Origin of the sequence: Paraglaciecola arctica BSs20135, assembly GCF_000314995.1 — a bacterium.
Lineage (GTDB): Bacteria > Pseudomonadota > Gammaproteobacteria > Enterobacterales > Alteromonadaceae > Paraglaciecola > Paraglaciecola arctica.
The window spans coordinates 13,326-36,836 of the sequence record NZ_BAEO01000006.1 but is presented as its reverse complement, the minus strand read 5'-3'; the positions used below and the strand labels follow the sequence as shown (position 1 = coordinate 36,836).

Below are 23,511 nucleotides of genomic sequence, written 5' to 3'. Positions count from 1 at the left end.
AAAATGAAATTACGGAAAATGCAAAAAAAGAAATACGAAAAAATGTTTGAACAAGTCAAACAGGAAAGAGATGAAATTGTGCTAAAAACACACTTACTTAAAGCCGATGCTAAAGACGAATGGCATAAAGTTGATAAGCAGTGGGAGCATTTCAAATCTAAAGCAGGGCAGGTAGGCAAAGAAGCCAAAGGGGCTTCAGGAGATGTATCTGCGGCAGCAAAACTATTGGGTGAAGAAATAAAAAAAAGTTTTCAACGTATTCGCAAAACACTTTAGAATTTTCTATTGCAAGACGATGGTTCAATCAATAATTTGTTCTATGAATTGACCACTTAGCTTAGGATCTGTATATGATTCTAGGCTAAGTGGTCGGCTCGTTATAATAAAATTAGTTATTAATAGGCTTTATGTTTTTTGTAGACAAGCTGTGATGACTAACCCTTACCTTGGGTTCGGTTTTTATTAGGCTTGGCATTTTTTTCGATAAAATCAATAACCATATCCGCAACATCCTTTTTGGTTGCCGCTTCAATACCTTCAAGACCCGGCGAAGAATTCACTTCCATAACTACAGGGCCACGTTCGGCACGTAATAAATCAACACCACAAACATTTAGCCCCATAATATTGGCAGCCGCAACGGCAGTCTTGCGTTCTGCTGGTGTAAGTTTAACTAATACCGCTGAGCCACCTCTGTGTAAGTTGGATCTAAATTCGCCTTCTGCACCTTGACGCTTCATAGCGGCAACCACACGATCACCTACTACAAAACAACGAATATCTGCACCGCCTGCTTCTTTGATAAATTCCTGAATTAAAATATCCGCATTTAAGCCCATAAAGGCTTCAACAATAGCTTCTGCAGTTTTAGAAGTTTCGGCAAGCACCACACCTATACCTTGAGTTCCTTCAAGTAACTTGATAACACAAGGCGCACCACCTACGTTTTTGATTAAATCCTTGATGTTATCAGGACGATTAGCAAAACCGGTGCGCGGTAAACCAATACCTTTACGAGATAATAACTGGGTTGAGCGCAATTTATCTCTTGAGCGACTAATTGCAACCGACTCATTGACACAAAAGCTGCCTGTCATTTCAAACTGCCTAACAACGGCCGTACCATAGAATGAAATAGATGCACCTATACGTGGAATAACCGCATCATATTGTGGAAGTTCATTACCTTTATATCTAACAACAGGTCTATTACTGGTTATATCCATGTAGCAGTGCAAGGTATCAATAATATCGACTTCATGACCTCGGGCTTCACCCGCCTCCTTTAGACGGCTAGTGGAATATAATTTTTTATTTCTAGATAGGATCGCTATTTTCATTTTGAATACCTTTTAGATTAAATTCTTTAATTAAGACGATCTAATTGCAGAATAGGTCACAATTAAAAACAAAAGTTTATGTTTATTTCTTATGGTTTGTTGCACAGCTATTAAGCGCTGTTAATCATTTTAATAGTAGTAAATGATTAAAATGAGCCCATGCATTTTATTTTTCTATGGCTGACTTTTATATTAAATTACTAAATCACCCTGTTTTTTTACCTTGAATTACTTCATCTGCTTTTTGCTTACTTTGGTTTATCCTCAACGCTAAATACAAGTCAGAATGAACATAAATGCCATCGTTACCAGATTTAATATCTGCTTTAGCAAACCACCCAAGTAACTGTCGTTTTCTACCAGCAAGTTCAAGACGTACTCCGCGCTTTCTAAATATAGTATTTAAATCATCTAACATTGCCATAACACTTAAATCTAAATGGGTGAAGCATGGCACCGCATCAATAATTACGCACTGAATGTCATCTTTTTGTCGGGCATATTGCTCTAATAAGCGACGCTTAAAAAAACTAGAATTAAAATAAGTTAAAGGTGAATTAAACCGATAAATAAAAATCCCATCTATCGGTTTTGCTTTATCACTACTATCCAGACTTCTAACCACACCGTTAACATCAACGCCGAGTATATGGTCGGTAGGACGCATTACTGTGCGGATAAATTGAAATAACCCAAGTAATACCGCAAGGGTAATACCGGGAATTACTCCAATAAACAACACTGCAAATAATGTACTCAAGGTTAAATAAAATGCTTGCCTGTCTTTTAATCTTAATAACCAAACGGCTTTTAGATCTAAAAGATGCACAGATGCAATAATCAACACTACACCCAATGCAGCACTAGGAATAAATTCAAGAGGTGCGGTTAGAAAAATAGCGATTATGGCGATAATTAAAGCCGCAATAATGGAGACTAATTGTGTTTTACCTCCGTTAGCATCATTCACTGCAGTACGAGAGTCTGCGCCACTCACCGCAAAACCTTGTGATAAAGCAGAAGCGAAGTTAGCCATGCCCAGGGCCATAAACTCTTTATCTGCATCAATGTCATAGCCATTTTTTGCAGCAAAACTGCGAGCGGTTAGCATCATGCTTACAAAACTCACTATCGCCAAGTTAAGTGCAGGCATCACTAGCTCGCGAATAATGCCTACATTAAAATTAGGTGTTTGAAATAAAGGTAATCCACCGTCGACAATCCCAATGGTTTTTACGTCAAACTGCTCTAAATTAAAAAGCCAAACTAATGCCGATCCAAAAGTTATGGCGAACATCGAAGCGGGCCAAGTGGGTTTTAGACGTTTCATAGCAAAATAGATGGCAACTGTGAGTATTGCCATGAGTACAGTTGGAATATGGGCTTGGGATAAATAACTGGGAACACCTCCCAAACGTTCTAATAAGTATTTATCATCGAAAGTAAAGCCAAAAACTTTGGAAAACTGCCCCACAATAATAGTGATCGCGACACCATTTAAAAGGCCCATCAAGATAGGTTTAGATAAAAAGTCTGCTAATACGCCAAGCTTAAATCGACTGGCAATTATGCACCAAAAACCGGTCATAACCGTCATGGTGATAACTAACTGCCAATGTTTAAAACTATCACCTGCTGCTAAAGGTGTTACTACAGCAGCAATAACTGCACAGGTCGCAGCATCGGGACCAACAATCAATTGTTTGGAGGTGCCAAATAGAGCATATACCATCATCGGCAGCACGCAGGAATATAAACCTACAGCAGCATTAACACCAGTGAGTTGGGCATAAGCTATGGCAACTGGTAATGCGACTGCTGCAACTGACAATGCAGCTTTAACATCATCAGCAAACCATTTACTTTCATAGTTAAACAGGGTGTTTAACCCTGGCATGAAAGTGTACAAACGTGACAACACTGTTAATTCCTTCTTTCTAATATTTTCTAAATGTCGCTATTGGTTCTCTATACAACTCATTTGGACCTAGTCATTTTTTGGTTAGAACATACCTAACTTTGCGAGACATGTTTTTCCTGTCCTATCCCTTTTAATAGCCGGCCGAGTATATCTGCTCCAGTAATGACACGATGAGGCATATCAGTCCAAACGACAATAACATCAGTGTGCAATACAGCATCTGAAGTTGGCTCTGAATCATGTACAGACTTTAGTTTTTGCATAGCTTCGCCCAGTGAGCAAGTTGGATCAGTAATAACTATGGGTCTATGACAAAAAGAGTAGGGGTCTGTGATTTCATTTTCATTAGTTGTCGAACGTACAAAGCCGTCTGCATCGAGCATTAAAAGCGGTTCGTTTTTTTCACTTTGAATCAATACCCATTTGTGTCCAGAGTGATCAACTTGTTTAACAAACTTACCAAACTCAGCGCTGCCATAAGTCGGTAATATTGGGAAGTCTAATTTGCTTGGCATGGTAATAATGCTATCAGGATCAAGAAGTTCACCTTCTTCAACTACTGTAATGTTTTCAACTTGCAAAAAGTTAAGAGCTCCTCGTCCTTGAACTTGTTCCATATCAGTATCATCGGAATCAATATGTGCTTTTATAATGGCCGCCAACTGCTTTTCTCGCAGGTATGTAATGCCTTCTTTACCCAACCAACCATCCAATATTAAAGCGCTTAGCTTGGCAACTGGGAACAACAGAATTTGATAAAACTTGATCACCGGCGTTAATTTTGAAGCGACTTGTAGAGCGTTTCTTGAAAAATAGGCCTGTGGGAATATTTCACCTAAAAATGTAATAACGAAAGTTGAAAATAAAAAAGCGGAAATGCCTGTGAGCACCGAACCAGACAAAATCGTTAATAATACATTGATTGAAACATTACCCCAAAGCACGGTTGACAGTAAAAAATTGGAGTCCTCACGCATGGATAAAATAACGATAGCACTCTTATTGCCTTGTTTAGCTTCCACTTCTAGTTGTAATCTACTTAAACTGAAAAATGCTAGATTTAATCCAGAAAAAATAGCTGATTGAGTTACGCATAACGCAATTCCGATCCAAATTAGTATGTCGTAAGTCATTGGAATATCTCTAAAAATAATGTGAATCGGATAAAAGCTTGATATGTAGGCTGATAATTCTATAACGAGTATAAAATGTAGACTAATGCACTTCTATATTAGTCACATATTTCCTGCAAAATATCACCCAAGCTATCTAGTCTGGTTTGTTTAATTGCAGTTTGTCTAAAAAATGTTAGCCATAAAGTGACTAATTTTACCTATTATGTGTCAATACAATGTATCTAAAAGTATAGATCGGAAGGAAATCGAAAATGGCATCTCAAAACAATTGGCAATCGGCGTTATCTACTAGTTATGAGCAACTCAATAACTATTTGGTTACGCATGTACCTCAGCTCATTAGCGCATTGTTTCTTATTTTATTAGGCTGGGTTATTGCTTGGGTTTGCAGCAAACTAACGCTTACCACAGTTAGGTTTATAAGCAGAATGTGGCAAAAAGCTGCGCGTGAAGTGACATCTACTAAGGTTACTGAAATTAAATTGTCCCATGCGTTAGTGATTAGCAAGACTGTTTTTTGGGTAGTAATGTTGTTTTTTATTGCAGCAGCCACTTCTAGTCTCGGGCTGGATTTTTTCTCTTCTTGGTTAAATGCACTTCTAGGCTATATTCCCCAGATGTTGGCTGCAGTGTTCATTGTTTTAGCTGGGTATCTATTGGGTAATTTTGTTGCTGTGATGGTTGAAAGTGCCGCTGAAAACTCTTCATTTAAGCAACCTTCATCCCTTGGCAGCATTGCTAAATTCTCGATTTTTTTTGTTTCTATAGTCGTTAGTGTTGAACAACTAGGGATAAATATTCAATTTATCACCACCTTTATTATTGTTGTAGTAGGCGTTTTACTCTTTGGTATGGCACTTGCCTTTGGGATGGGTAGTAACTCATTTGTAGCCAATATTATTGCAGCCAAACAGGCCAAGAATCATTTTCGTATCAACGAATACCTGAAAATAGCAGGTACTGAAGGCACCTTAGTTGATATCACTGCCACTATGTTACTAATTGAAACAGAACAGGGGCGAGTGCTTATTCCTGCTCGTGTTTGTATGGAAGAAAAACAAGGCATTAGCGTTATTGTTGAGCGCATCCCAGCGGCATCTGAAGCAACTAAGCCAACTAAGCTGTCAGAATAAGGCGAATTTTAATGGCAAATAACAATTTAAAACTGACTATTCAATTCTTTAAAGAAGAGCCTGTTGCTGCGGCACGCAAGTTAGACATTATGGGTTCTGCCAGTGCCGCGGCCTTATTACAAAAAGTACCAATATCGGTAGCCAGTAAGGTTATTTATGCAATGTTGCCAAGAGCATCTGCAAATATAATAACAAAGTCGTCAACAGACTTTAATAGCGAACTTTTTGAATTACTCGAAATGGCGGACATTGCTGCAATATTACGCTATATAAATGTTGAAGCCCGAAGGTCATTAATTGAACTATTACCAAAAAGCAGACAGGCACTGTGTAAGTTGTTGATTAGTTACCCTGAAAATACCGTTGGGACCTTGATTGAAACCAACGTTTTAGTAATAGATAGTCAAATGACAGTAGAAGAGGCAATGCTGAGGGTTAGAAAACAAACTTATTTTGAGGATCACCAAGTCTTAATCGTTAATCGAAAACGACAACTAGTAAGTAAAATTTCTATTTTTGACTTGCTACGAGCGCCTGCTTCAGACCTTATTTCTGCCTTAACTTGTAGTAGTGTCAGTACTGTAAATGGATTATCAGACGTCAGTACAGTGATAGTTATGGATATATGGCAAAAAACCGATTCAATAGCTGTGGTTAACCGTAAACAAGAGTTTATCGGTATTCTACGCCATTATGATTTACGGGCCGCTATTGCCCGCCATAAAGAAACTACAAGTAATAAACGCTCGTTAACCGGGGAAGTGGTAAGCACCTATAGCGACGTACTTCGTTCAATATCTGAATTATTTATTGATACTAAACCCCTTAAACACTGACTTTAGACCCTTTAAGGAGAACCTCTATGTTATCAGCACCAAAGACGGTTGAAGAAGCGACTAACCAGTTAAGCCATGAGTTCTTGCTTAATTATCCACTTAAAAGTGCTCGATATTTAGAAACATTTGATGCTCAAGACGTATCAGAAATATTGCAGCAACAACCTGTCTTAACAGTTCTGGGTCTCTGGAGATACATTCCTGCTGGCGCCGCTGATATTATTTTCGCTGGTTTTAGTCGAGAGTATTCGGTTAACTTGTTGAGTCAAATGGATAGCCATCTTGCCGCGGCTTTAATTAGCAGGCAATCAGATGAACAGCGTGACGAGATATTTACGCTTTTATCTAGCAATTTAGTAGAAGAACTAAAAGAATTGTTAACTTATCCAGATGACAGTGCCGCTCGATTAATGACTAGGCAAGTCAATGTCTTTTATCAGGATTTAAAAGCCACCCAAGCAATAAATGCCCTGAAACAAAGAACGTTTACGGGGCAAGATGTATTGTATGTGCAAGATAACGAACAAATACTAATTGGTGAAGTGGATTTGGCCGATCTGTTAAAAGCCAGCCCTAACACGACGCTTTTATCATTGGCAAAACCGCTTAAAACCACACTCAATGCTTTGGATAACAAAGATCTGGTGATTGAGAAGTTTGAAGGATATCGTTGCCAAGCAATCCCCGTTTTGGATGCTCATCAGCAAATATTGGGATTTATTAGATTTTTTGACGTGTATCAAACAACCAAAGAAGATCTAGCGTCAGATATGCAAACTATGGTGGGTGTGAGCAAAGATGAGCGAGCATTATCGAGTAGTTGGTTTGCCTTTAAAAAACGTATGCCTTGGTTACAAATTAATTTACTGACTGCCTTTGCCGCTGCGGCTGTAGTGGGCGCTTTTGAAGGTTTGATCTCAGAAATTACTGCTCTTGCTATTTTACTGCCTGTTGCAGCAGGCCAATCAGGTAATGCGGGTGCACAAGCACTTGCCGTTACTATGCGAGGGCTAACATTAAGGGAGATAACCACCAAACAATGGCGCAAAGTCCTCATTAAAGAAATGACCACAGGACTTCTTAACGGAGTGGCAATTGCGGTTACTTGCTCCATTGCCGTATTTTTTTGGAGTCAATCACTAGGGCTTGCAATGGTCATTGGTTTGGCGATGATCTCATCTTTATTAATTGCAGGTAGTGCAGGCGCGGTGGTGCCTATAGCGCTTAAAAAGTTCGGGATGGATCCAGCGCAATCGTCATCCATTGTGTTAACAACTATTACAGACATCGCGGGATTTATGTCTTTTTTGGGAATAGCGTTATTACTCTCAGATATGTTGCCAAGAGGCTAAATGATGATAATTTAATTGATTCAACTGTTTCACTGATTGTTATTCGAATTAACCTACACTCACACTCATTAGGGATCTATGTTCACTAATATAATGCTTCATCCTGTTTTTGTTTCTTTAATAGTTATCAGCATCGCATTTGGCTTGAAAGCGCTCGTTGATAAATTGGCGTCGGATCGCTCAATTAAAAAAGCCAAGGACGTTAGAAACACGTCACATAACATCAAACACTTTATTAATTTTATTATGATGTTTTTATTGCTATTTACATGGGCCGCTGAAATTCAGAATTTCGCATTGTCGATTGCCGCTTTTGCTGTAGCTATTGTGATTGCAACTAGGGAGTTTATTCAATGTGTAATCGGCTTTTTCTATCTCGTCACTACAAGGCCATTTAAGATAGGTGATTGGATCCAAGTGGGTGAATATTTCGGCGAAGTGGCTGAAACAGACTGGATCAAAACTACGATACATGAAATTGATATTCATACTTACCAGTTTTCAAGGAAGACAGTTTATATCCCTAATAATAAGCTGATCACAAGCCCTATAAAAAACTTAAACTTTAGCAAACGTTATGTCACCCATCATTTTTTGATTGTCCGTAAAGAAAGCCTTAACCCGTACTCTATATACGAAACACTAACCAACAAAGCTAAACATTATTGTGAGGGTTTTAGTGAAATTGCAGGGCGCTATAATTCAATCATTGAAAGAAAATTAGATGCACAGGTCTCTGGTCCAGAGCCAGAAATCCACTTTGGTACCACTGAACTAGGAGAATTCAAAGCTAGTTTCACTTTGTTTTGTCCGATTGAAAAAGCCCTTGAGATTGAACATAAATTGACGAAGGACTTCATGACACTTTGGTACAAGGAGCTTAATAAGCAGGGTGCTAAGGCTTAATATTCACACTGACTATAAAAAAGCGCACTGGATTAATAAGCCTGTTTAATTCAACGATAAATCGCTTTATTAAAAAACAGCGGCATTTTTCAGAAGGGGTAAACTGTTTTGCCTTGTTTCCAGTGCGCTAAAACTTTAATCAACCTAATATAAATTGAGTTAACTAGTTAGACCTGATGGAACAACAAATAGTCACAAACAAGTGTATTAAATTAGTTTTTTATAAATGTGACTTCTCACTACTTTGGTTAGTCTATACAAGTGAACGCCTTTAAACCTGTTTATAGACATTTGAGGAAACATGAAAAAAACAATTATTGATGCAATTAAGTACTTTCATGATGCAAAGCTAATCAGGTCCTGTCATACCGTTAGCGCCGAGTGGAATATCAAGTTATCAAACGCTAGGGCTAATCACTGTGATTAGCCCTTTTTTATCTTTAGGTGGAGAGCATCCATGAGTCCTGATGAAACACAATTAAAAAAGCTGTTGAGCGAAAGTACCCCTGTCACTGATGAGAATAAAGCCTTAGAGCGGGTACTTAAAAAATCCTCTAATGTTACTGCATTCAAGGATGTTGCGGGCCTTTTTGTTGGTTGGTGTTGGGTTGTTTTGTTAGGTTTTGGTGCGTCCGCATATTCCGCGAGGCGTAGAATGAACTTACATCAACAGCAAAAAAAGTCACAAAAATAACAAAAATTGATATTACACATCACTTAAAAATGGAGTACTGACATGAACATCGACATTTGGACACAATCGTTTAGCAATGCATTTTCCCGGTTTTGGACAGAAATTGCCGGATTTTTGCCTAATCTGATCGCGACTATAATAATTATTTTTATTGGACTTATTGTATCTAAAGTGATTACAAAATGGTTTGCCAAGGTTATTGAGAAACTCGGGTTTAATACTCTTTGCGACATGCTTGGCATTGAGAAGGGCTTTAAAACCTTAGGTTTTAAAGCCACTCCATCATTTATTGTAGGACAGGCCCTTTATCTATTTCTTATTTTAATGATTTTTGTTGTGGGGGCAGACACACTAGGGTTGGATAGGCTTTCGTCCATCTTAGATGAGTTTGTGTTGTATCTACCTAAACTGGTTGGCGCAGTGGTAATTGCTTTAATCGGGTTATTTATAGCAAGAGCAGGCAAAACACAAGTCGCAGCGTCTTTTGAAAACATGGGTATTGAGTACGGTGATGCTGCAGCACGTATACTGCAAATATTGGTGTTATTTATTACCTTTTCGTTGGTTGTTGGTCAACTGCAGTTAGAAACTGAACTGTTAAACACTATTTTCACAGTATTAATAGCAAGCATGGGTATTGCCCTAGCCTTGGCCTTAGGATTAGGAACTAAAGCCATAGCTAACAGCATAGTGTCAGGCATTTATGCTAGAGAACAGCTATTACCAGGTGATGAAATCGAATTTGATGGTTTTCTCGGAAATGTTGTTCAGGTCAGTACAGTGAATACCATTATTGAAAATAAAGAAGGCCTACAATTGAGTATCCCAAATCAAGATTTACTTACCCAAAAATATACTATGACTAAGTTGGCTGAAAGATGGGAGGAGTCTTAGAGAGACCCTATCATGGAAAATACAAGACATCAGGCAAGTCTTGTAACACAGAGGTTGTCGAAACTGGATGATGGAGAACTGGTACGTATTGCTCGTATCCAGCTTCCTTATGTAACAACGGCATACGAAGTGATTTTTCATCGATATCACGGCAAACTTATACAAGTTTGTTTCAGATACCTAGGTTCAATTGAGGAGGCGGAAGAAGCGGTGAGTGACACTATGCTAAATGTGTTTAACAGTATTCAGCGCTTTGAAGGACGCTCTAGTTTTAAGACTTGGATCTATAGAATTGCCCATAACCAATCATTAAATCGACTTCGAAAAAAGCAACTTTTGCTGGCATCTATGGAAGAGGGTAATCTTGTTGCCGACGACAAACTAGACGCCAAGTCATTTGATGAAAATGAGCAGATGAATGTTTTCCTAAGCAAACTGAGTATTGAAGAACGCTCAATTGTGGTTTTCCGCATAGTCAGTGATTTAAAATTTAGTGAAATTGCTGAAATCGTTGGTCAGAATTTAAGTACAGTAAAAATGCGTTATAAACGGGCAATTGAAAAAATGTCCAATAATACAAGCAAGTATTCGTCATCACATTAAATGACTCTTTGGTCGTACAACTTAATAATATATGGCAGCTAATAACATGAATAAATCTAAAAAAAACTACAGAGTCAGCGCTTTCATTTGCAGCATCATTTTTATGCTCTTCGCCATTTCTTCCTGCAGCACTACTAAAAGTGTAGCGACATGGAGTGATCTCGAATACAGCGGAGGTCCATTAAAAAAAATTGTAGTTATTGGGGTCTTTAAAAACCTATCTAGCAGGAAAGAATTCGAGGAAAAAATAGCAAAAAAAATCAGCGAGAACTCAGGAGTGGAAGCTGTACCTAGTTTGAAGTTTTTGACTCCAGGCGTAAAATACGAACATAAAAACATGGAAAAGATATTCAGTGAAAAGGGCTTTGACGGCATACTTATTGTTCGCACTAAATCAGTGAGTAATATATCGACCTATGTCCCCGGAGGAAATTCTTTGGTAAGAAATGTTCAGAGAATAAATTACCCTAGTTACCACAACTATTATCTTGTGACTTGGAAAAGCGTTCGTGAGCCAGCCTATTTTAATGAGGCTTATGTGGTATCTACAGAAAGCAGCCTGTTCCTTAATTCAAACGATAAAATGATATGGACCATGGAAAAAAGCACCAAAGAAAACTACAGAGCTGAAGATGGTATTACTAACCCTAAAGCCGAGTCTTCGGCCATAGCGGGGATTATCTTTAATAGCCTAAACTCAGAAAAACTGTTAATACCTAAAGGAAAACATTAAAAATTTGTTGATGCTCATAATAGTTAACATCATTAGTAAGGAATTTTGATAAGGGAGCAATAGCGCAAGTAACGTTTAATTAGGAATATAATAATGAAATGCTTTGTTTTTCTAGTCACTCTATTACCCAGCGCCGCAGTTTTTGCGACGGTTGAGGCCACTCAACATTATGATCTAACCCAGCATTGGGTTGGCTTTTGTGCCATAGCTATCTTTGTCATTGCTTATACCCTAGTCATACTTGAAGAACGCCTACATCTACGAAAATCCAAACCAGTGTTACTGGCAGCTGGGTTGATATGGGTGTTAATAGCATTTTTCTATCAAGGTGTTGGTGACACTCACTCTGTTGAAGCGGGCATTCGCCATAATTTTCTCGAATATTCTGAGCTGTTTTTTTTCTTGCTAGTGGCAATGACCTACATAAACGCCATGTTAGAGCGGGACGTATTTGATGCATTGCGGGACTGGTTAGTCAACAAAGGACTCAGTTATAAAGGCATGTTTTGGCTCACTGGAATACTAGCCTTTTTTATTTCAGCCGTTGCAGACAACCTTACCACTGCACTTATTATGTGTGCAGTGGTGTTATCAGTGGGCAAAACCCAAGGGAAATTTGTTGCCATTGGCTGTGTTAATATTGTTGTTGCTGCTAACGCAGGTGGAGCTTTTAGCCCCTTTGGAGACATCACTACATTGATGGTTTGGCAAAAAGGTATTTTGGAATTTACTGATTTTTTCTCATTATTTTTACCCGCTGTAGCCAACTATCTTATACCTGCTGTTTTTATGCAGTTTGCCGTCCCTAATGGAATGCCTGATCCAATAAGTGGCAAGCCGCAACCTATAAAAGAAGGGGGCTTAGTGATTGTTGGGCTTTTCCTATTGACTATTTTAACCGCCATCAGTTTTCAAAACTTTCTGCACTTACCACCGGTATTTGGCATGATGACTGGCTTAGCTTATGTCAAATTTTTTGCCTATTTCCTTCGTAAAAAAGGGCGCGCGCACATTGATAAGTCTGATGATCCAACAAGTAATCAAGACGACGATAGCTTTGACATATTCGACAAAATTGCCAAGGCCGAATGGGACACTTTGTTTTTCTTCTACGGTGTAGTCTTGGCTGTCGGTGGTTTAGGGTTTATTGGCTACCTAAGCCTGACTTCGACATTTATCTATGGTGAGTTAGGGGCAACTAATGCCAACATCCTAGTGGGCGTATTATCTGCCATAGTTGATAACATACCGGTAATGTTTGCCGTCTTGTCTATGCAACCAGAGATGAGCGAACTCCAATGGCTATTAGTAACACTAACAGCGGGTGTTGGTGGCAGCATGTTGTCAATCGGCTCGGCAGCAGGTGTCGCATTAATGGGGCAGGCAAGAGGCCAATACACATTTTTTAGCCACCTAAAATGGACTCCGGTAATCATGCTTGGTTATGCCGGTAGTATAGGAGTGCATTTTTTGGTTAATGGTTAACCTGAGTTCAGGTTATTGTTTTTCGATTATTAACTGAGTGACCAGTTTTGAGGTGGCACTGCCACGTATGCCACCAGAAACAGGCATGGTATTTTCAGGAATAGCACTAGAAGCCACAGGGAAGTGGGTATTACCCGTCAAAATCCCATGGCTAGGATCAAAACCTAACCAACCTGTACCAGGTATAAACACTTCTACCCAAGCATGTAATTCATAGATTGGTTTTTCGGTTTCAAAATAAAAGTACCCGCTAACAAATCGTGCCGCAATGCCCAGATCCCGTAACAGATTAATCTGCATCCATGACAAGTCACGGCACGATCCCTTTTTAATTTCAAAAGTACTGCATGGGGAAAGGGGAGGGCCGTCTTCTCGATATTCTACGACAAAATCTTTGTGTATTTGTATCGTAAGATTGGTAATGAACGTCACAGTATTAAAATGTGATGTTGCAAGTATCGAGTTGGCATAATCGACTAATTCTTGATCTAGCAGGCTTGTTTGTAAAGAAGCGTGGAGTATTTGAGACTGCTGCTCGGAATAAGTAAAAGGCATACTATTAAAGGAGTCAGGGTGAACAATAAAATCAAATGGATTGTATTCTTTGGTATGCAAACTAGTTTCTGCATGGATCGTAAAATGGTTAGTTAGTTTCTCAAACCAACAAAAATCTATGACATTATGTTCTTCATCTTCGATCACTCTATGTCCTTCTGGTTCAGGCTTTAGGGCAATTGAAAAATTTGTAACATCAATAAAAGCAGTTTGTTTAGGGCGAAATCTTAAATAATGGGGCTCTAGAAAAACCTCGTCGCTAAATGAATAAGTCGTCTCATGGATTATCTTAAAATTCATGTGGTTCTCTATAGTTAAGTGACATAGTTGGCATAGTTAAATGAATAACTGCTTGATACAAAGTTGTTATATAGACACATTACAGTGTTGGATAGTCACATCTTTGCATTGTTTATTAATTTAGCCATCCCTGTCAGTAATCGCTAAATATTTTAATTATTGTGACCATATTTATAACTACGTAGTCTATAGATAAGAATAAGACTTGAATTACCGCATCCATGTTTACATTATTTCGCGGTAGACATCTACTAAAAATCTGCAAACAGGAAGGACCAATATGGCTATAAGATGGGGTAGCTACAAAGTTACAAACTTATATGACGAACTGGTTGAAAAAGCTGGTAAGCCACGGGAACACGCAAAACATTTATGTGAATATCTGCGAGCTCTTTCCGACAAAGACATTAATGAGTTAAAAGCAGCATCGGATTCTGCTATTCATACAATGGGTGTCACTTTTAGGGTATATCACCAAGAGGAAGGTTCGATTGATAGAGCCTGGCCGTTTGACATTGTGCCTAGATTAATCAATGCAAAAGAATGGTCTGGTATAGAAAAAGGTTTAAAACAACGTATAAAAGCACTCAATATGTTTATTGACGACCTTTATAACGATCAAAACATCATAAAAGACGGCGTGTTTCCAGCAAGCATGTTAAAAAAATCTAAGAATTTTCTTCAAGAGTGTCGTGGATTTAGCCCCGCCAATGGTGTGTGGGCTAATATTTGTGGCTCTGACTTAGTGCGAGATAATCAAGGTAAAGTATACGTTCTTGAAGATAATCTAAGGGTCCCTTCAGGCGTATCTTACATGCTTGAAAATCGTCAAGTGATGAAGCGTGTTTTCCCAGAAATGTTTCAAAAATACAACATATTACCGGTGGATGATTACCCCTCTGAGTTATATGACATGCTTGCAGAAATGTCTCCTCGTAAAATTGAAGAGCCTGAAATAGTGGTTCTGACTCCGGGGATATACAATTCAGCCTATTTTGAACATGCATACCTTGCCCAACAAATGGGTGCTGAGTTAGTAGAAGGCCCAGATTTGGTGGTTGAAGATGATGATTGTGTTTATATGCGAACCATCAATGGACTAGCAAGAGTCGATGTAATTTATAGACGTATAGACGATTGGTTTATTGATCCTGAAGTGTTCGCACCCGATTCGTTATTAGGCGTACCCGGTCTAATTAGGGCTTGGAAAGCTGGCAATGTAGGTTTGGCAAACGCACCAGGTTCCGGTGTTGCTGACGATAAGGTGGTCTATGCATATGTGCCCAAAATAATAGAATACTACCTCAAAGAAGAAGCGATATTAGCCAACGTTCCCACTTATAAATGTAACGACAAAGCCGAACGGGAATATGTGCTAGAAAACATTGCCGATATGGTTGTAAAACCTGCCAATGAATCAGGCGGTTATGGCATGTTAATCGGCCCACACGCAACAACAGAAGAGCACGATAAATTTAGAAAGCTAATAATTGCAGATCCTCGTAACTACGTGGCGCAACCTATGTTAACACTATCGACGGCTCCAACTATGGTCGACACGCGTGTCGAACCTCGACATTTAGACTTAAGACCCTTCATTTTATCCGGTAAAGACATCAAGGTAACTATGGGCGGACTAACTCGCGTGGCACTTGAGAGAGGCTCGATGGTTGTGAACTCATCACAAGGCGGTGGTAGCAAAGACACCTGGATTGTAGATATGGAGGGAGAATAATTATGTTATCAAGAGTAGCAAACAATTTATATTGGCTAGCTAGGTATCTTGAACGTGCGGAGAACACAGCTCGGTTAATCAACGTTAATTCTCATTTATTATTGGATTTACCCTCTAAAGTCAAACTTGGCTGGGAGCCAATTGTTGATATTTTGTCTTTTAGGGATAAGTTCTATGAAACCTATAAAGACGTAGATGAAAAAAGTGTCATTAACTTTATGGTGGTTGATAAAAACAATCCAGGCGCTATTCTCACGTCTTTAAAGTCGGCAAGAGAAAACGCTCGTACTATTAAAGAAATAATTCCTAGAGAAGCCTGGGAACAAATAAATGCCCTGTATTTGTTTGTAACTGAAAACCAAAAAGATGCTTTTACACGTCGATCACGTTATGCCTATTTGAATAAAATAATTTTGGCCAACCAAACCATTACTGGATTATTGGCAGGCACTATGTCTCACGATGAAGCCTACGCATTTGTTCGACTTGGACGAAATCTAGAGCGCGCCGACATGTCTACTCGTATTATTGATGTGAGATCTGCAACTTTGCTTTCTGAAATTGACAGTGAGTTACCAGCATTTAGTAATATCCAATGGATGGGCGTGCTTAAGTCGATGACCGCTTATCAAATGTATCGTAGAGAAGTAAGAGTACGCATTAATCGTGAAGACGTATTAACGTTTTTGCTGACTAATCCACGCTTTCCTCGTTCCCTTGTGCATGCTATTGAACAAATAGAACGAGCGGTAACTGAGTTACCCAACAGTAAAGATACAGTGGAGAAAACCAGTCGCGTTAAAAACTATTTACTCAATGCAAATCCTGCAACTTTAAAACAAGAAAAGTTACATGAATTTATCGATGATATGCAGTTGGGTCTTATTGAAATAGACAAACAAATCGAAGATAGTTATTTCTAATAAATGGTGACTAGTGTGTGCCTTAGTTACACACTAGTCGCAAATGTTAGTTAAGATGATCCAAAATTGTATGATGCACAAACCTTAGTTTCTTCAAGGCAGAAAGCGAAATAACAAAGGGGTAGGCGTCATCCATACCCATACTGCGGTTTAATGCGTTTAATACCTGCGTAAGAGCACACCAGTCATCAAATAATTGCGTAAAGCTAGTCTCAACAGCCAATTCTGATCGTTCGTCACCCTTTAAATAAGGGGTCATAATATTTTTGTGAGAAATACTCAGACTAAAATCGTTTGCTGTTTCTAGTGTGTCGACCATATGTAAATAATGAGCCCAAGTTTCAGCCCAATCTTCCCATGGATGCATAGAAGCATAAGCACTGATCCACACCTCTTGCCAAATTTGTGCAGGACCATTGGCGTAATAGTTTGCCATAGCGGTTTGGTAATCAAGACGTTCATCACCAAATATTTCCCTAAACTCCCCTAATCTATCAGAATTGAGAATTAACCGATCCCAATAATAATGGCCAGATTCATGTCTAAAGTGACCAATGAGAGTCCTATATTTTTCATTCATCTTCTCACGCATATCAATACGTGAAGCGTCTTTGGCTTCATTAATATTTAAGGTGATCAGTCCGTTACTATGGCCAGTCGTAACATAGTTTTTAATAAATAATTCGTTGCCATAACTGTCTACCGTTTGGTTTTGCAAAAAATCAAACCCTAGGCCATTTGTGGGATCTTCTACTTTATTGGTAATGGGAAGGTTTAGATTCATCGCAGAATACAAGAAGCGGCGTTTAGCTTGTTCTAACAAATACCATAATTTAATATTCTCTGGTTCGTCTAAATTTGGAGTTGTTTGCGTTAACCGACAAGAAACACAAAGTTCGTTAGTGTCTTTTTGTTCGACCATCCAGTTGCAAACGTCGTGTACCTTATAGTTTTTACAGGGTTTATATAATTTACCGTTATTCGATGCTAAAAACTCGCCACTTGCGGTATTTGTCAAAGCACTTAATTGCCGTTCATCGGGCAGGAATCCTACTTTTAATCCACACTTTACGCAGTGCGTATTGGCAAAATGAAGGTTGTTGCCGCATTGGCAGCTAAATGTTCTCAAAAAAATCCTCGACAAAATAACAACAAAAGCAAAAAAGCCTTCCAAATCATAGTGAATTTGGAGGAACAACTAACAGTTATAAGTTGCCTTGTTGACAACAAAAGTAGCTCTGTAATGGGCATGCATAATAGCTAACATTGTTATGAATAACACCAGTATTTTGAGCTGCTTTTGATTTATTTATTTATCTATTAGAAGGCATCTCTTTTATATACAAATCTTGTTTTGAATAGGGGATTTCAATGTTGTTTTCTCTGAATTTTTTAAGTATTTCACTATTTAAACTATCGATGAGGCGGCCTTTTAACGCCGGTTTATCAATCCAAACTAATAATTCAAAATCAAGAGCAGAACCGCTAAATCGACGAAACCTAACTCTTGGTTCGGGAACCACACATACCATTTCTTGTTGGGTGGCAATCGACATTAAAACGGTGCGTACTAAATCAATATCGGTATCATAAGCAACGCCAATAGGCACTCTGCAACGCGACCTTTCGTCTGGTCCTCCAGACTCATTAATGATTTTAGAATTTCCCATGACCGAATTGGGAATGGTTATTTCAATATGTTCTCGAGTGAACATTCGGGTGCTACGTATACCAATGTGAGTGATCTCACCTCGTTCTCCCGAGTCTAAAATAACATAGTCTCCCACTTTATAAGGGGCATCTGCCATTATAAATACCCCAGAAAATAAATTTGCCAGTGAATCTTTTGCTGCAAATCCTACGGCTATACCTACTATGCCAGCTGACGCTAGCCAAGCTGTCATATCCACATCCCAAACGGAAAAGATTAGATAAACAGCAAAAACGATAATCAAAATATTCAGAATATTTTGAAACAGCGGCAATGTTTTGTAATTAAAGGTATTAAATCGGGTAGGGTGGAGTGCCAGACTTTTTAACAGTTCTTTATTGGCCCTTAACAAAAACACTGTCCAAATTATCATAGCAACAGATTTAATTATTGATGACAATACGAAAATATACATGGGATCTGGTTTCAGAATTAACAAGGCGCTAGACAGACCTAATAATAAAACACTGTAGTAAATAGGTGCATGTAACAAGTCCAAAAAATCATTCCCTAGCTTCACTTGTGAACGTGTCAATATGCTTTTTAAACCCAAAATAACGATATATTTAAAGATGGAAGCAATGAGGAAGGAGACCAATATAACAATAGACGCTTGCATAATTGGAGTTTTGCCAACCGAATCTAGCAGTGGTGTGATATAAGTCTGAAATTGCTCAAACATAAAAATAGTCTGTAAATTGGAAATGATACTTGATTATATCAGGGAAATTGTATTATTCCTTTTGCTGATTAATGGCAATATTGTACTCACAATTAGTGTCTTAATTAACAAGCGAAGCACCTACAAATCTTCTACTATATGACAAACAATCACACAGGAGTAACATATGGTTTGGGCCACACTAGCTATTTTAGTAGGATTACCTGTCCTAATCTGGAGTGCTGAACGTTTTATCCACGGCGCTGCCTTTACCGCTGGTTATTATGGTATTTCACCGCTATTTGTTGGCATGTTTATTATTGGATTTGGTACATCCGCACCTGAAATTATCGTCTCAGTTTTTGCTGCTATGCAAGGAAATGGAGGACTTGCATTGGGCAATGCATTCGGCTCAAATATTACCAACATCACACTAGTAGTTGGCACTACGGCTTTACTCAGTCCAATAATGGTTAAATCAGAAATTGTCAGAAAGGAATTACCCATTTTACTTGGGGTGACCTTTTTTATCGTTTGGCAGTTGCTTGATCTTGAACTATCACATGACGATGCCTTCGCATTGCTAGGTTTGTTTGTGTTATTGATCTCATGGAGTGGCTGGCAAGCCCTTAAACAACCAAAAGATAAGCTAGGTGAACAAGTAGCTAATGAACTTACAAATAGCCAATCTCAACTCAAGTCGCATCTACTATGGTTGGTTGTTGGGTTAATTATATTAATTATTAGTTCTAGAGTTTTGGTATGGGGAGCGGTAGAAGTCGCGCAGTATTTTAATGTCAGTGATGTGATTATCGGACTAACAATAGTTGGAATTGGCACCTCACTGCCGGAATTAATCTCTTCCATTATTGCAGTTAGGAAAAACGAACATGAATTAGCTATAGGTAACATAGTAGGCTCAAACCTTTTTAACAGCCTGGCGGTAGTTGGAATTGCTGGAATAATTCAACCAGTTCAGCTTGATGCTACCTTTTTGTACAGAGATACATTGTTAATGTTAGGCGTAACAATTGCGTTATTAATTTTTTGCCTTGGAAGAACAGGAGCGGGAAAAATTAGTCGCTTCGAAGGTTTAGCTCTGGTTATATGTTTTTTAAGCTATAACTTTTATTTGGTTTCAACACAGTTTTAGAAGCCTTGCTAAATGAAAAGACAGCTAAGGTGATAATACCAATACAAATTGGGTGTTTACCGAAAACGTCTCCATAGTCAATTTTGTATAAACCTAGATAGGCCATGGATGGTTTATTCAGTATGTCGTTTCAATTTTTGACTCATATCAATTTTATCCCCAGCCAAGTGTTTACACTCTATAGTTTTATTGTAGTGATTTTCCCAAAAGACTCGGAAGCTCCTTAGGTAATTTTTTTACGGTTTTTCACTGGCTGTAGTTGCGAACCTGTTCAAAGCAACAGCCAATAAACGGGTTCTTGTTTAGCCAAACAGGATGAGGGAGCCGTCCTATGTGTTTAATATAGTTATTAGCAAAACGCTGGCAATCTATATTGGTTGATTTAGGAAACATTAGTCAGATTGGAATATGAAATTGGTAAATAACAAATGGCGCATGTCTTTTTCATCAGAGCTGGCTATCTTGTGGTACTCAATTATAGCGGGGGTATTTGCGGCTTGCTTAATCGCATTTGTTGTTCTGTATATTGAGTCCCAAGAGCGATCTTATATTGACCGAGTCACACAAAGTACAGCAAATGGGATCCAAATATTACTTGAAGAAGACATGCGTAAGCGGATGACGTCACTGACAAAATTTGCTGAATTGTCTAACATTTCACGTGATATGTCTGAATTTGATTGGAATGTGATCAGCCAGACTTTGTATGATACGCAACAGGGATACCAAGCCATAGGCTGGATTGATCGGTCATTTCATGTGCGTAAAATAATGCCCGTGGCAGGTAACGAAACAGCGATAGATTTTGATTTGGCATTAAATCCCCCAGCATTATTTGCTGTCATGGAAGCTAAAAAAAATGACAGTGCAGTGATAACCATTCCGCTAGATTCTATTCATGGGAGTCTAGGGATAGGAATTTACGTTCCAGTATATAAAACAACTCAAACCGGCAAAATATTGGAAGGTTTTATTGGCAGTGCCCTTCTTTTTGATTCATATATTAAGGCTGTTTTACCAGCGTACTTACTTAAAGAACATCAATTTAGGTTGTTCATCGATGAACAACAAATCTACTCATACGAAACCAATCATGCACTGACAGTTAACGAATGGTTTAAACAAGCATACTTTGAACTACAGGGCCAAGTATGGCAGATTAATTTGGCACCCAAAAATGAGTTTCTTTCTCTAACTCACTTTAAATTGATAAAAGTTTTAATTCTACTTGGTGTTTTATTAAGTCTGTTTATTGCATTAGCCGTTTATACCGCGATGTCTGCACACTACAAAACAAAACTAATAAAAGACGGCCGTAAACAAACAGAACAACTGTTAAAAAATCTTCCTGGGATGGCGTATCAGGCATTTAATAAACCTAATTGGCCGATGGCATTTGTCAGCGCAGGTTGTGAGGTTTTGACTGGATACTCGAAAGTACAATTTGAGCAACATAGCATATTATGGGGAAATATAATTCACCCTGAGGACTATGAACGGGTTTGCCAAACGGTTAACCAGGCAGTTAAAACACAGAGTCTTTTTGAACTTGAATATCGTATTGCGACCAAAAATAATGATATCCGTACAATATGGGAAAGGGGGGAGCCAGTAAGTTCATCTCTAAATGAGGATGTCATTATCGAGGGTTTTATTACTGATATCACCTCTATAAAACAAGCTAAAGTCGATCTTATGCATAGCCATGCTTTTTCTGACACAATTGTAAACTCAGTGGTTGAAGCCGTCATTTCTATCGATCAAAACGGACTTATTAAGAGCTTTAACTGCGCCGCACAAGATATGTTTGGTTATACTTTTGATGAAGTAAAAAACAAAAATATGAAAAACCTAATACCTCATCAATATAGTGAGCTTTATGACCAGTATTTAGGCGAATTTTTAGATACCAACAAAATACATAACATCGGTACTGGTCGTGAACTTGAGGCTAAATGCAAAGATGGGACAACCTTTCCTATTCACATATCTATCAGTGAAATTCACAGCCATGAAAACCAAATGTTTGTTGGGTTAATTAGAGATATTACTCAACAACGAGCATTAGAAGACAAAGCACGATTGCATATCGAACAATTAGCCCATGCTGATAGACTTACTGCGCTTGGTGAAATGGCAGCTTCTATTGCACATGAAATCAATCAACCATTGACCGCTATTTCACTGTTTTCGCAAACGGCTAAAAACTTCTGTGCCAATGGTAAATTTGAAAAGCTCCCTGAATTATTTGAAAAGTTAAGTCAACAGTCTTGTCGTGCGGGTGCCGTTATTCAAAGTATTCAGGCCATGACTAGACAGGGAGACAGGCCTAAGTACGTTATTGATTGTAATATTTTAATTAACGAAGTTACGAAATTGGCAGAGTCAGAAGCCAGATTACGTGAAATTGGCATAAAGGTCATAACTTGTACTGAACAAACAAATGTATTTGTTGACCGAGTACAAATACAACAAGTTATCCTAAATTTACTGCGTAATGGAATGGAGGCGATGCAAGCAGTAGATTGCAAAAATGGCGCCGTTATAGAACTTAAAACAAAACTATGTGTAGAGAATCAAATTGAAATATCGGTCGTAGACACGGGCGGTGGATTAGATAAAAGCATAATCGAAAAATTATTTAAGCCGTTTTCTTCAACAAAAACAAATGGCACCGGCATCGGACTATCCATTTCAAAAACTATAGTGGAAGAGCATGGTGGGCACATTCACTTTACTGAAAATAAACCAGTAGGTTCCATTTTTTACTTCACATTACCAATACACGAAAAAAGGCACTCTAATGAATAACAAACAGACAGTTTATATAATTGATGACGATGAGGGGATCCGTGATGGGTTATCTATGCTGTTTGAATCAATTGGTCAACAGTCCCAGAGTTTCAAGTCAGGTAATGCGTTTTTAGATGCATACAACGAAAAAATGACAGGATGTCTAGTTTTAGACATACGCATGCCGAAAATGAGTGGGTTAGAAGTCCAACGTAAACTTAAACAACTCAATTGTACAATGCCTATAATTTTTATTACTGGCCATGGTGATATACCCATGGCCGTAGAAGCTATGAGATTGGGGGCAATAGACTTTATTCGTAAACCATTTAATGAACAGGTTTTACTTGATCGTATAAACGAAGCGCTGGTACTAGATGAAAAACAACATGCTACTAAAAGTAATGAACATAAAGAGAAGAGTAAGGTCGATTCTTTATCAACTCGAGAACGTGAAGTATTTGAACGAGTTACTGATGGATCAATGAATAAAGTTATCGCGGCAGATCTTGGTATCAGTGAGCGCACTGTTGAAGTACATCGTTCTCATGTCATGGAGAAACTAGAAGCAAGAACACTTGCGCAATTAGTTCGCATCAAAATTATGTATGAGCAATTAGCCTGATTCTTTCTGAGGTATAGCAATT

General features: G+C 38.4%; 21 protein-coding genes. 15 read left to right on the top strand and 6 right to left on the bottom strand.

Translation table 11 applies throughout. The features are described from left to right. Positions 1 to 3: 3 nt before the first annotated feature. On the top strand, positions 4 to 276 hold the full coding sequence (locus tag GARC_RS01440; protein ID WP_007616006.1) for a hypothetical protein: 273 nt from the start codon (positions 4 to 6) through the stop codon (positions 274 to 276). Positions 277 to 434: 158 nt separating this feature from the next. On the opposite strand, the gene rimK is transcribed toward GARC_RS01440, so the two are convergent. The 3 genes from rimK to GARC_RS01425 form a co-directional block, all read right to left on the bottom strand. After that, a complete protein-coding gene (rimK, locus tag GARC_RS01435) occupies positions 435 to 1,340 on the bottom strand; it encodes a 30S ribosomal protein S6--L-glutamate ligase (RefSeq protein WP_007616004.1) in 906 nt (301 codons plus the stop codon). A gap of 205 nt (positions 1,341 to 1,545) precedes the next feature. After that, positions 1,546 to 3,261 carry a SulP family inorganic anion transporter gene (locus GARC_RS01430; protein ID WP_007616002.1) on the bottom strand — a complete coding sequence of 572 codons (1,716 nt, stop codon included), beginning with the start codon at positions 3,259 to 3,261 and terminating at the stop codon, positions 1,546 to 1,548. 92 nt (positions 3,262 to 3,353) lie between these two features. After that, positions 3,354 to 4,394: a DUF21 domain-containing protein gene (locus GARC_RS01425; protein ID WP_007616000.1), complete on the bottom strand. Its 1,041-nt coding sequence runs from the start codon at positions 4,392 to 4,394 to the stop codon at positions 3,354 to 3,356. Between the two features lie 254 nt (positions 4,395 to 4,648). Between GARC_RS01425 and GARC_RS01420 the strand changes: the two genes are divergently transcribed. The 9 genes from GARC_RS01420 to nhaD all read left to right on the top strand — a co-directional run bounded on the left by GARC_RS01420 (position 4,649) and on the right by nhaD (position 13,033). Continuing rightward, positions 4,649 to 5,530, top strand: coding sequence for a mechanosensitive ion channel family protein (locus tag GARC_RS01420; protein ID WP_007615998.1), 882 nt, complete (start codon positions 4,649 to 4,651; stop codon positions 5,528 to 5,530). 11 nt (positions 5,531 to 5,541) lie between these two features. Next, complete coding sequence (locus GARC_RS01415) at positions 5,542 to 6,366, top strand: magnesium transporter MgtE N-terminal domain-containing protein (protein WP_007615987.1); 825 nt, start codon at positions 5,542 to 5,544, stop codon at positions 6,364 to 6,366. 26 nt (positions 6,367 to 6,392) lie between these two features. Further along, positions 6,393 to 7,718: a magnesium transporter gene (locus GARC_RS01410; protein WP_007615984.1), complete on the top strand. Its 1,326-nt coding sequence runs from the start codon at positions 6,393 to 6,395 to the stop codon at positions 7,716 to 7,718. A 78-nt stretch (positions 7,719 to 7,796) separates the two neighbouring features. Beyond that, a complete protein-coding gene (locus GARC_RS01405) occupies positions 7,797 to 8,624 on the top strand; it encodes a mechanosensitive ion channel domain-containing protein (protein WP_039988376.1) in 828 nt (275 codons plus the stop codon). Between the two features lie 457 nt (positions 8,625 to 9,081). Next, complete coding sequence (locus GARC_RS01400) at positions 9,082 to 9,318, top strand: hypothetical protein (RefSeq protein WP_007615980.1); 237 nt, start codon at positions 9,082 to 9,084, stop codon at positions 9,316 to 9,318. A gap of 42 nt (positions 9,319 to 9,360) precedes the next feature. After that, entirely contained in the window at positions 9,361 to 10,212 is an 852-nt protein-coding gene (locus tag GARC_RS01395) for a mechanosensitive ion channel family protein (RefSeq protein ID WP_007615975.1), read from the top strand. A 12-nt stretch (positions 10,213 to 10,224) separates the two neighbouring features. Continuing rightward, a complete protein-coding gene (locus tag GARC_RS01390) occupies positions 10,225 to 10,815 on the top strand; it encodes a sigma-70 family RNA polymerase sigma factor (RefSeq protein WP_007615973.1) in 591 nt (196 codons plus the stop codon). 46 nt (positions 10,816 to 10,861) lie between these two features. Next, positions 10,862 to 11,548, top strand: a complete 687-nt coding sequence (locus tag GARC_RS26910; RefSeq protein WP_007615971.1) for a hypothetical protein — start codon at positions 10,862 to 10,864, stop codon at positions 11,546 to 11,548. Positions 11,549 to 11,641: 93 nt separating this feature from the next. Next, the gene (gene nhaD / locus GARC_RS01380) at positions 11,642 to 13,033 is read left to right on the top strand and encodes a sodium:proton antiporter NhaD (RefSeq protein WP_007615970.1); all 1,392 of its coding nucleotides are present in this window, start codon (positions 11,642 to 11,644) and stop codon (positions 13,031 to 13,033) included. A gap of 12 nt (positions 13,034 to 13,045) precedes the next feature. On the opposite strand, the gene GARC_RS01375 is transcribed toward nhaD, so the two are convergent. Beyond that, a complete protein-coding gene (locus tag GARC_RS01375; protein WP_039988373.1) occupies positions 13,046 to 13,888 on the bottom strand; it encodes a transglutaminase family protein in 843 nt (280 codons plus the stop codon). A 280-nt stretch (positions 13,889 to 14,168) separates the two neighbouring features. Here GARC_RS01375 and GARC_RS01370 point away from each other — a divergent pair, with 280 nt between their 5' ends. Then, positions 14,169 to 15,623, top strand: coding sequence for a circularly permuted type 2 ATP-grasp protein (locus GARC_RS01370; protein ID WP_007615968.1), 1,455 nt, complete (start codon positions 14,169 to 14,171; stop codon positions 15,621 to 15,623). A gap of 2 nt (positions 15,624 to 15,625) precedes the next feature. Further along, positions 15,626 to 16,546, top strand: coding sequence for an alpha-E domain-containing protein (locus tag GARC_RS01365; RefSeq protein ID WP_007615967.1), 921 nt, complete (start codon positions 15,626 to 15,628; stop codon positions 16,544 to 16,546). A 46-nt stretch (positions 16,547 to 16,592) separates the two neighbouring features. Here GARC_RS01365 and GARC_RS01360 read toward each other — a convergent pair whose 3' ends face one another. Both GARC_RS01360 and GARC_RS01355 read right to left on the bottom strand, forming a co-directional pair. After that, on the bottom strand, positions 16,593 to 17,675 hold the full coding sequence (locus GARC_RS01360; RefSeq protein ID WP_039988398.1) for a zinc-binding metallopeptidase family protein: 1,083 nt from the start codon (positions 17,673 to 17,675) through the stop codon (positions 16,593 to 16,595). A gap of 184 nt (positions 17,676 to 17,859) precedes the next feature. Further along, a complete protein-coding gene (locus GARC_RS01355) occupies positions 17,860 to 18,939 on the bottom strand; it encodes a mechanosensitive ion channel family protein (RefSeq protein WP_007615953.1) in 1,080 nt (359 codons plus the stop codon). A gap of 166 nt (positions 18,940 to 19,105) precedes the next feature. On the opposite strand from GARC_RS01355, the gene GARC_RS01350 reads away from it, so the two are divergent. The 3 genes from GARC_RS01350 to GARC_RS01340 all read left to right on the top strand — a co-directional run bounded on the left by GARC_RS01350 (position 19,106) and on the right by GARC_RS01340 (position 23,489). Continuing rightward, positions 19,106 to 20,071: a calcium/sodium antiporter gene (locus tag GARC_RS01350; RefSeq protein ID WP_007615944.1), complete on the top strand. Its 966-nt coding sequence runs from the start codon at positions 19,106 to 19,108 to the stop codon at positions 20,069 to 20,071. A gap of 408 nt (positions 20,072 to 20,479) precedes the next feature. Continuing rightward, a complete protein-coding gene (locus GARC_RS01345) occupies positions 20,480 to 22,882 on the top strand; it encodes a PAS domain S-box protein (RefSeq protein WP_007615937.1) in 2,403 nt (800 codons plus the stop codon). Beyond that, positions 22,875 to 23,489, top strand: a complete 615-nt coding sequence (locus GARC_RS01340; protein ID WP_007615929.1) for a response regulator transcription factor — start codon at positions 22,875 to 22,877, stop codon at positions 23,487 to 23,489. The genes GARC_RS01345 and GARC_RS01340 overlap by 8 nt, the downstream gene beginning before the upstream one ends. Positions 23,490 to 23,511: the final 22 nt, after the last annotated feature.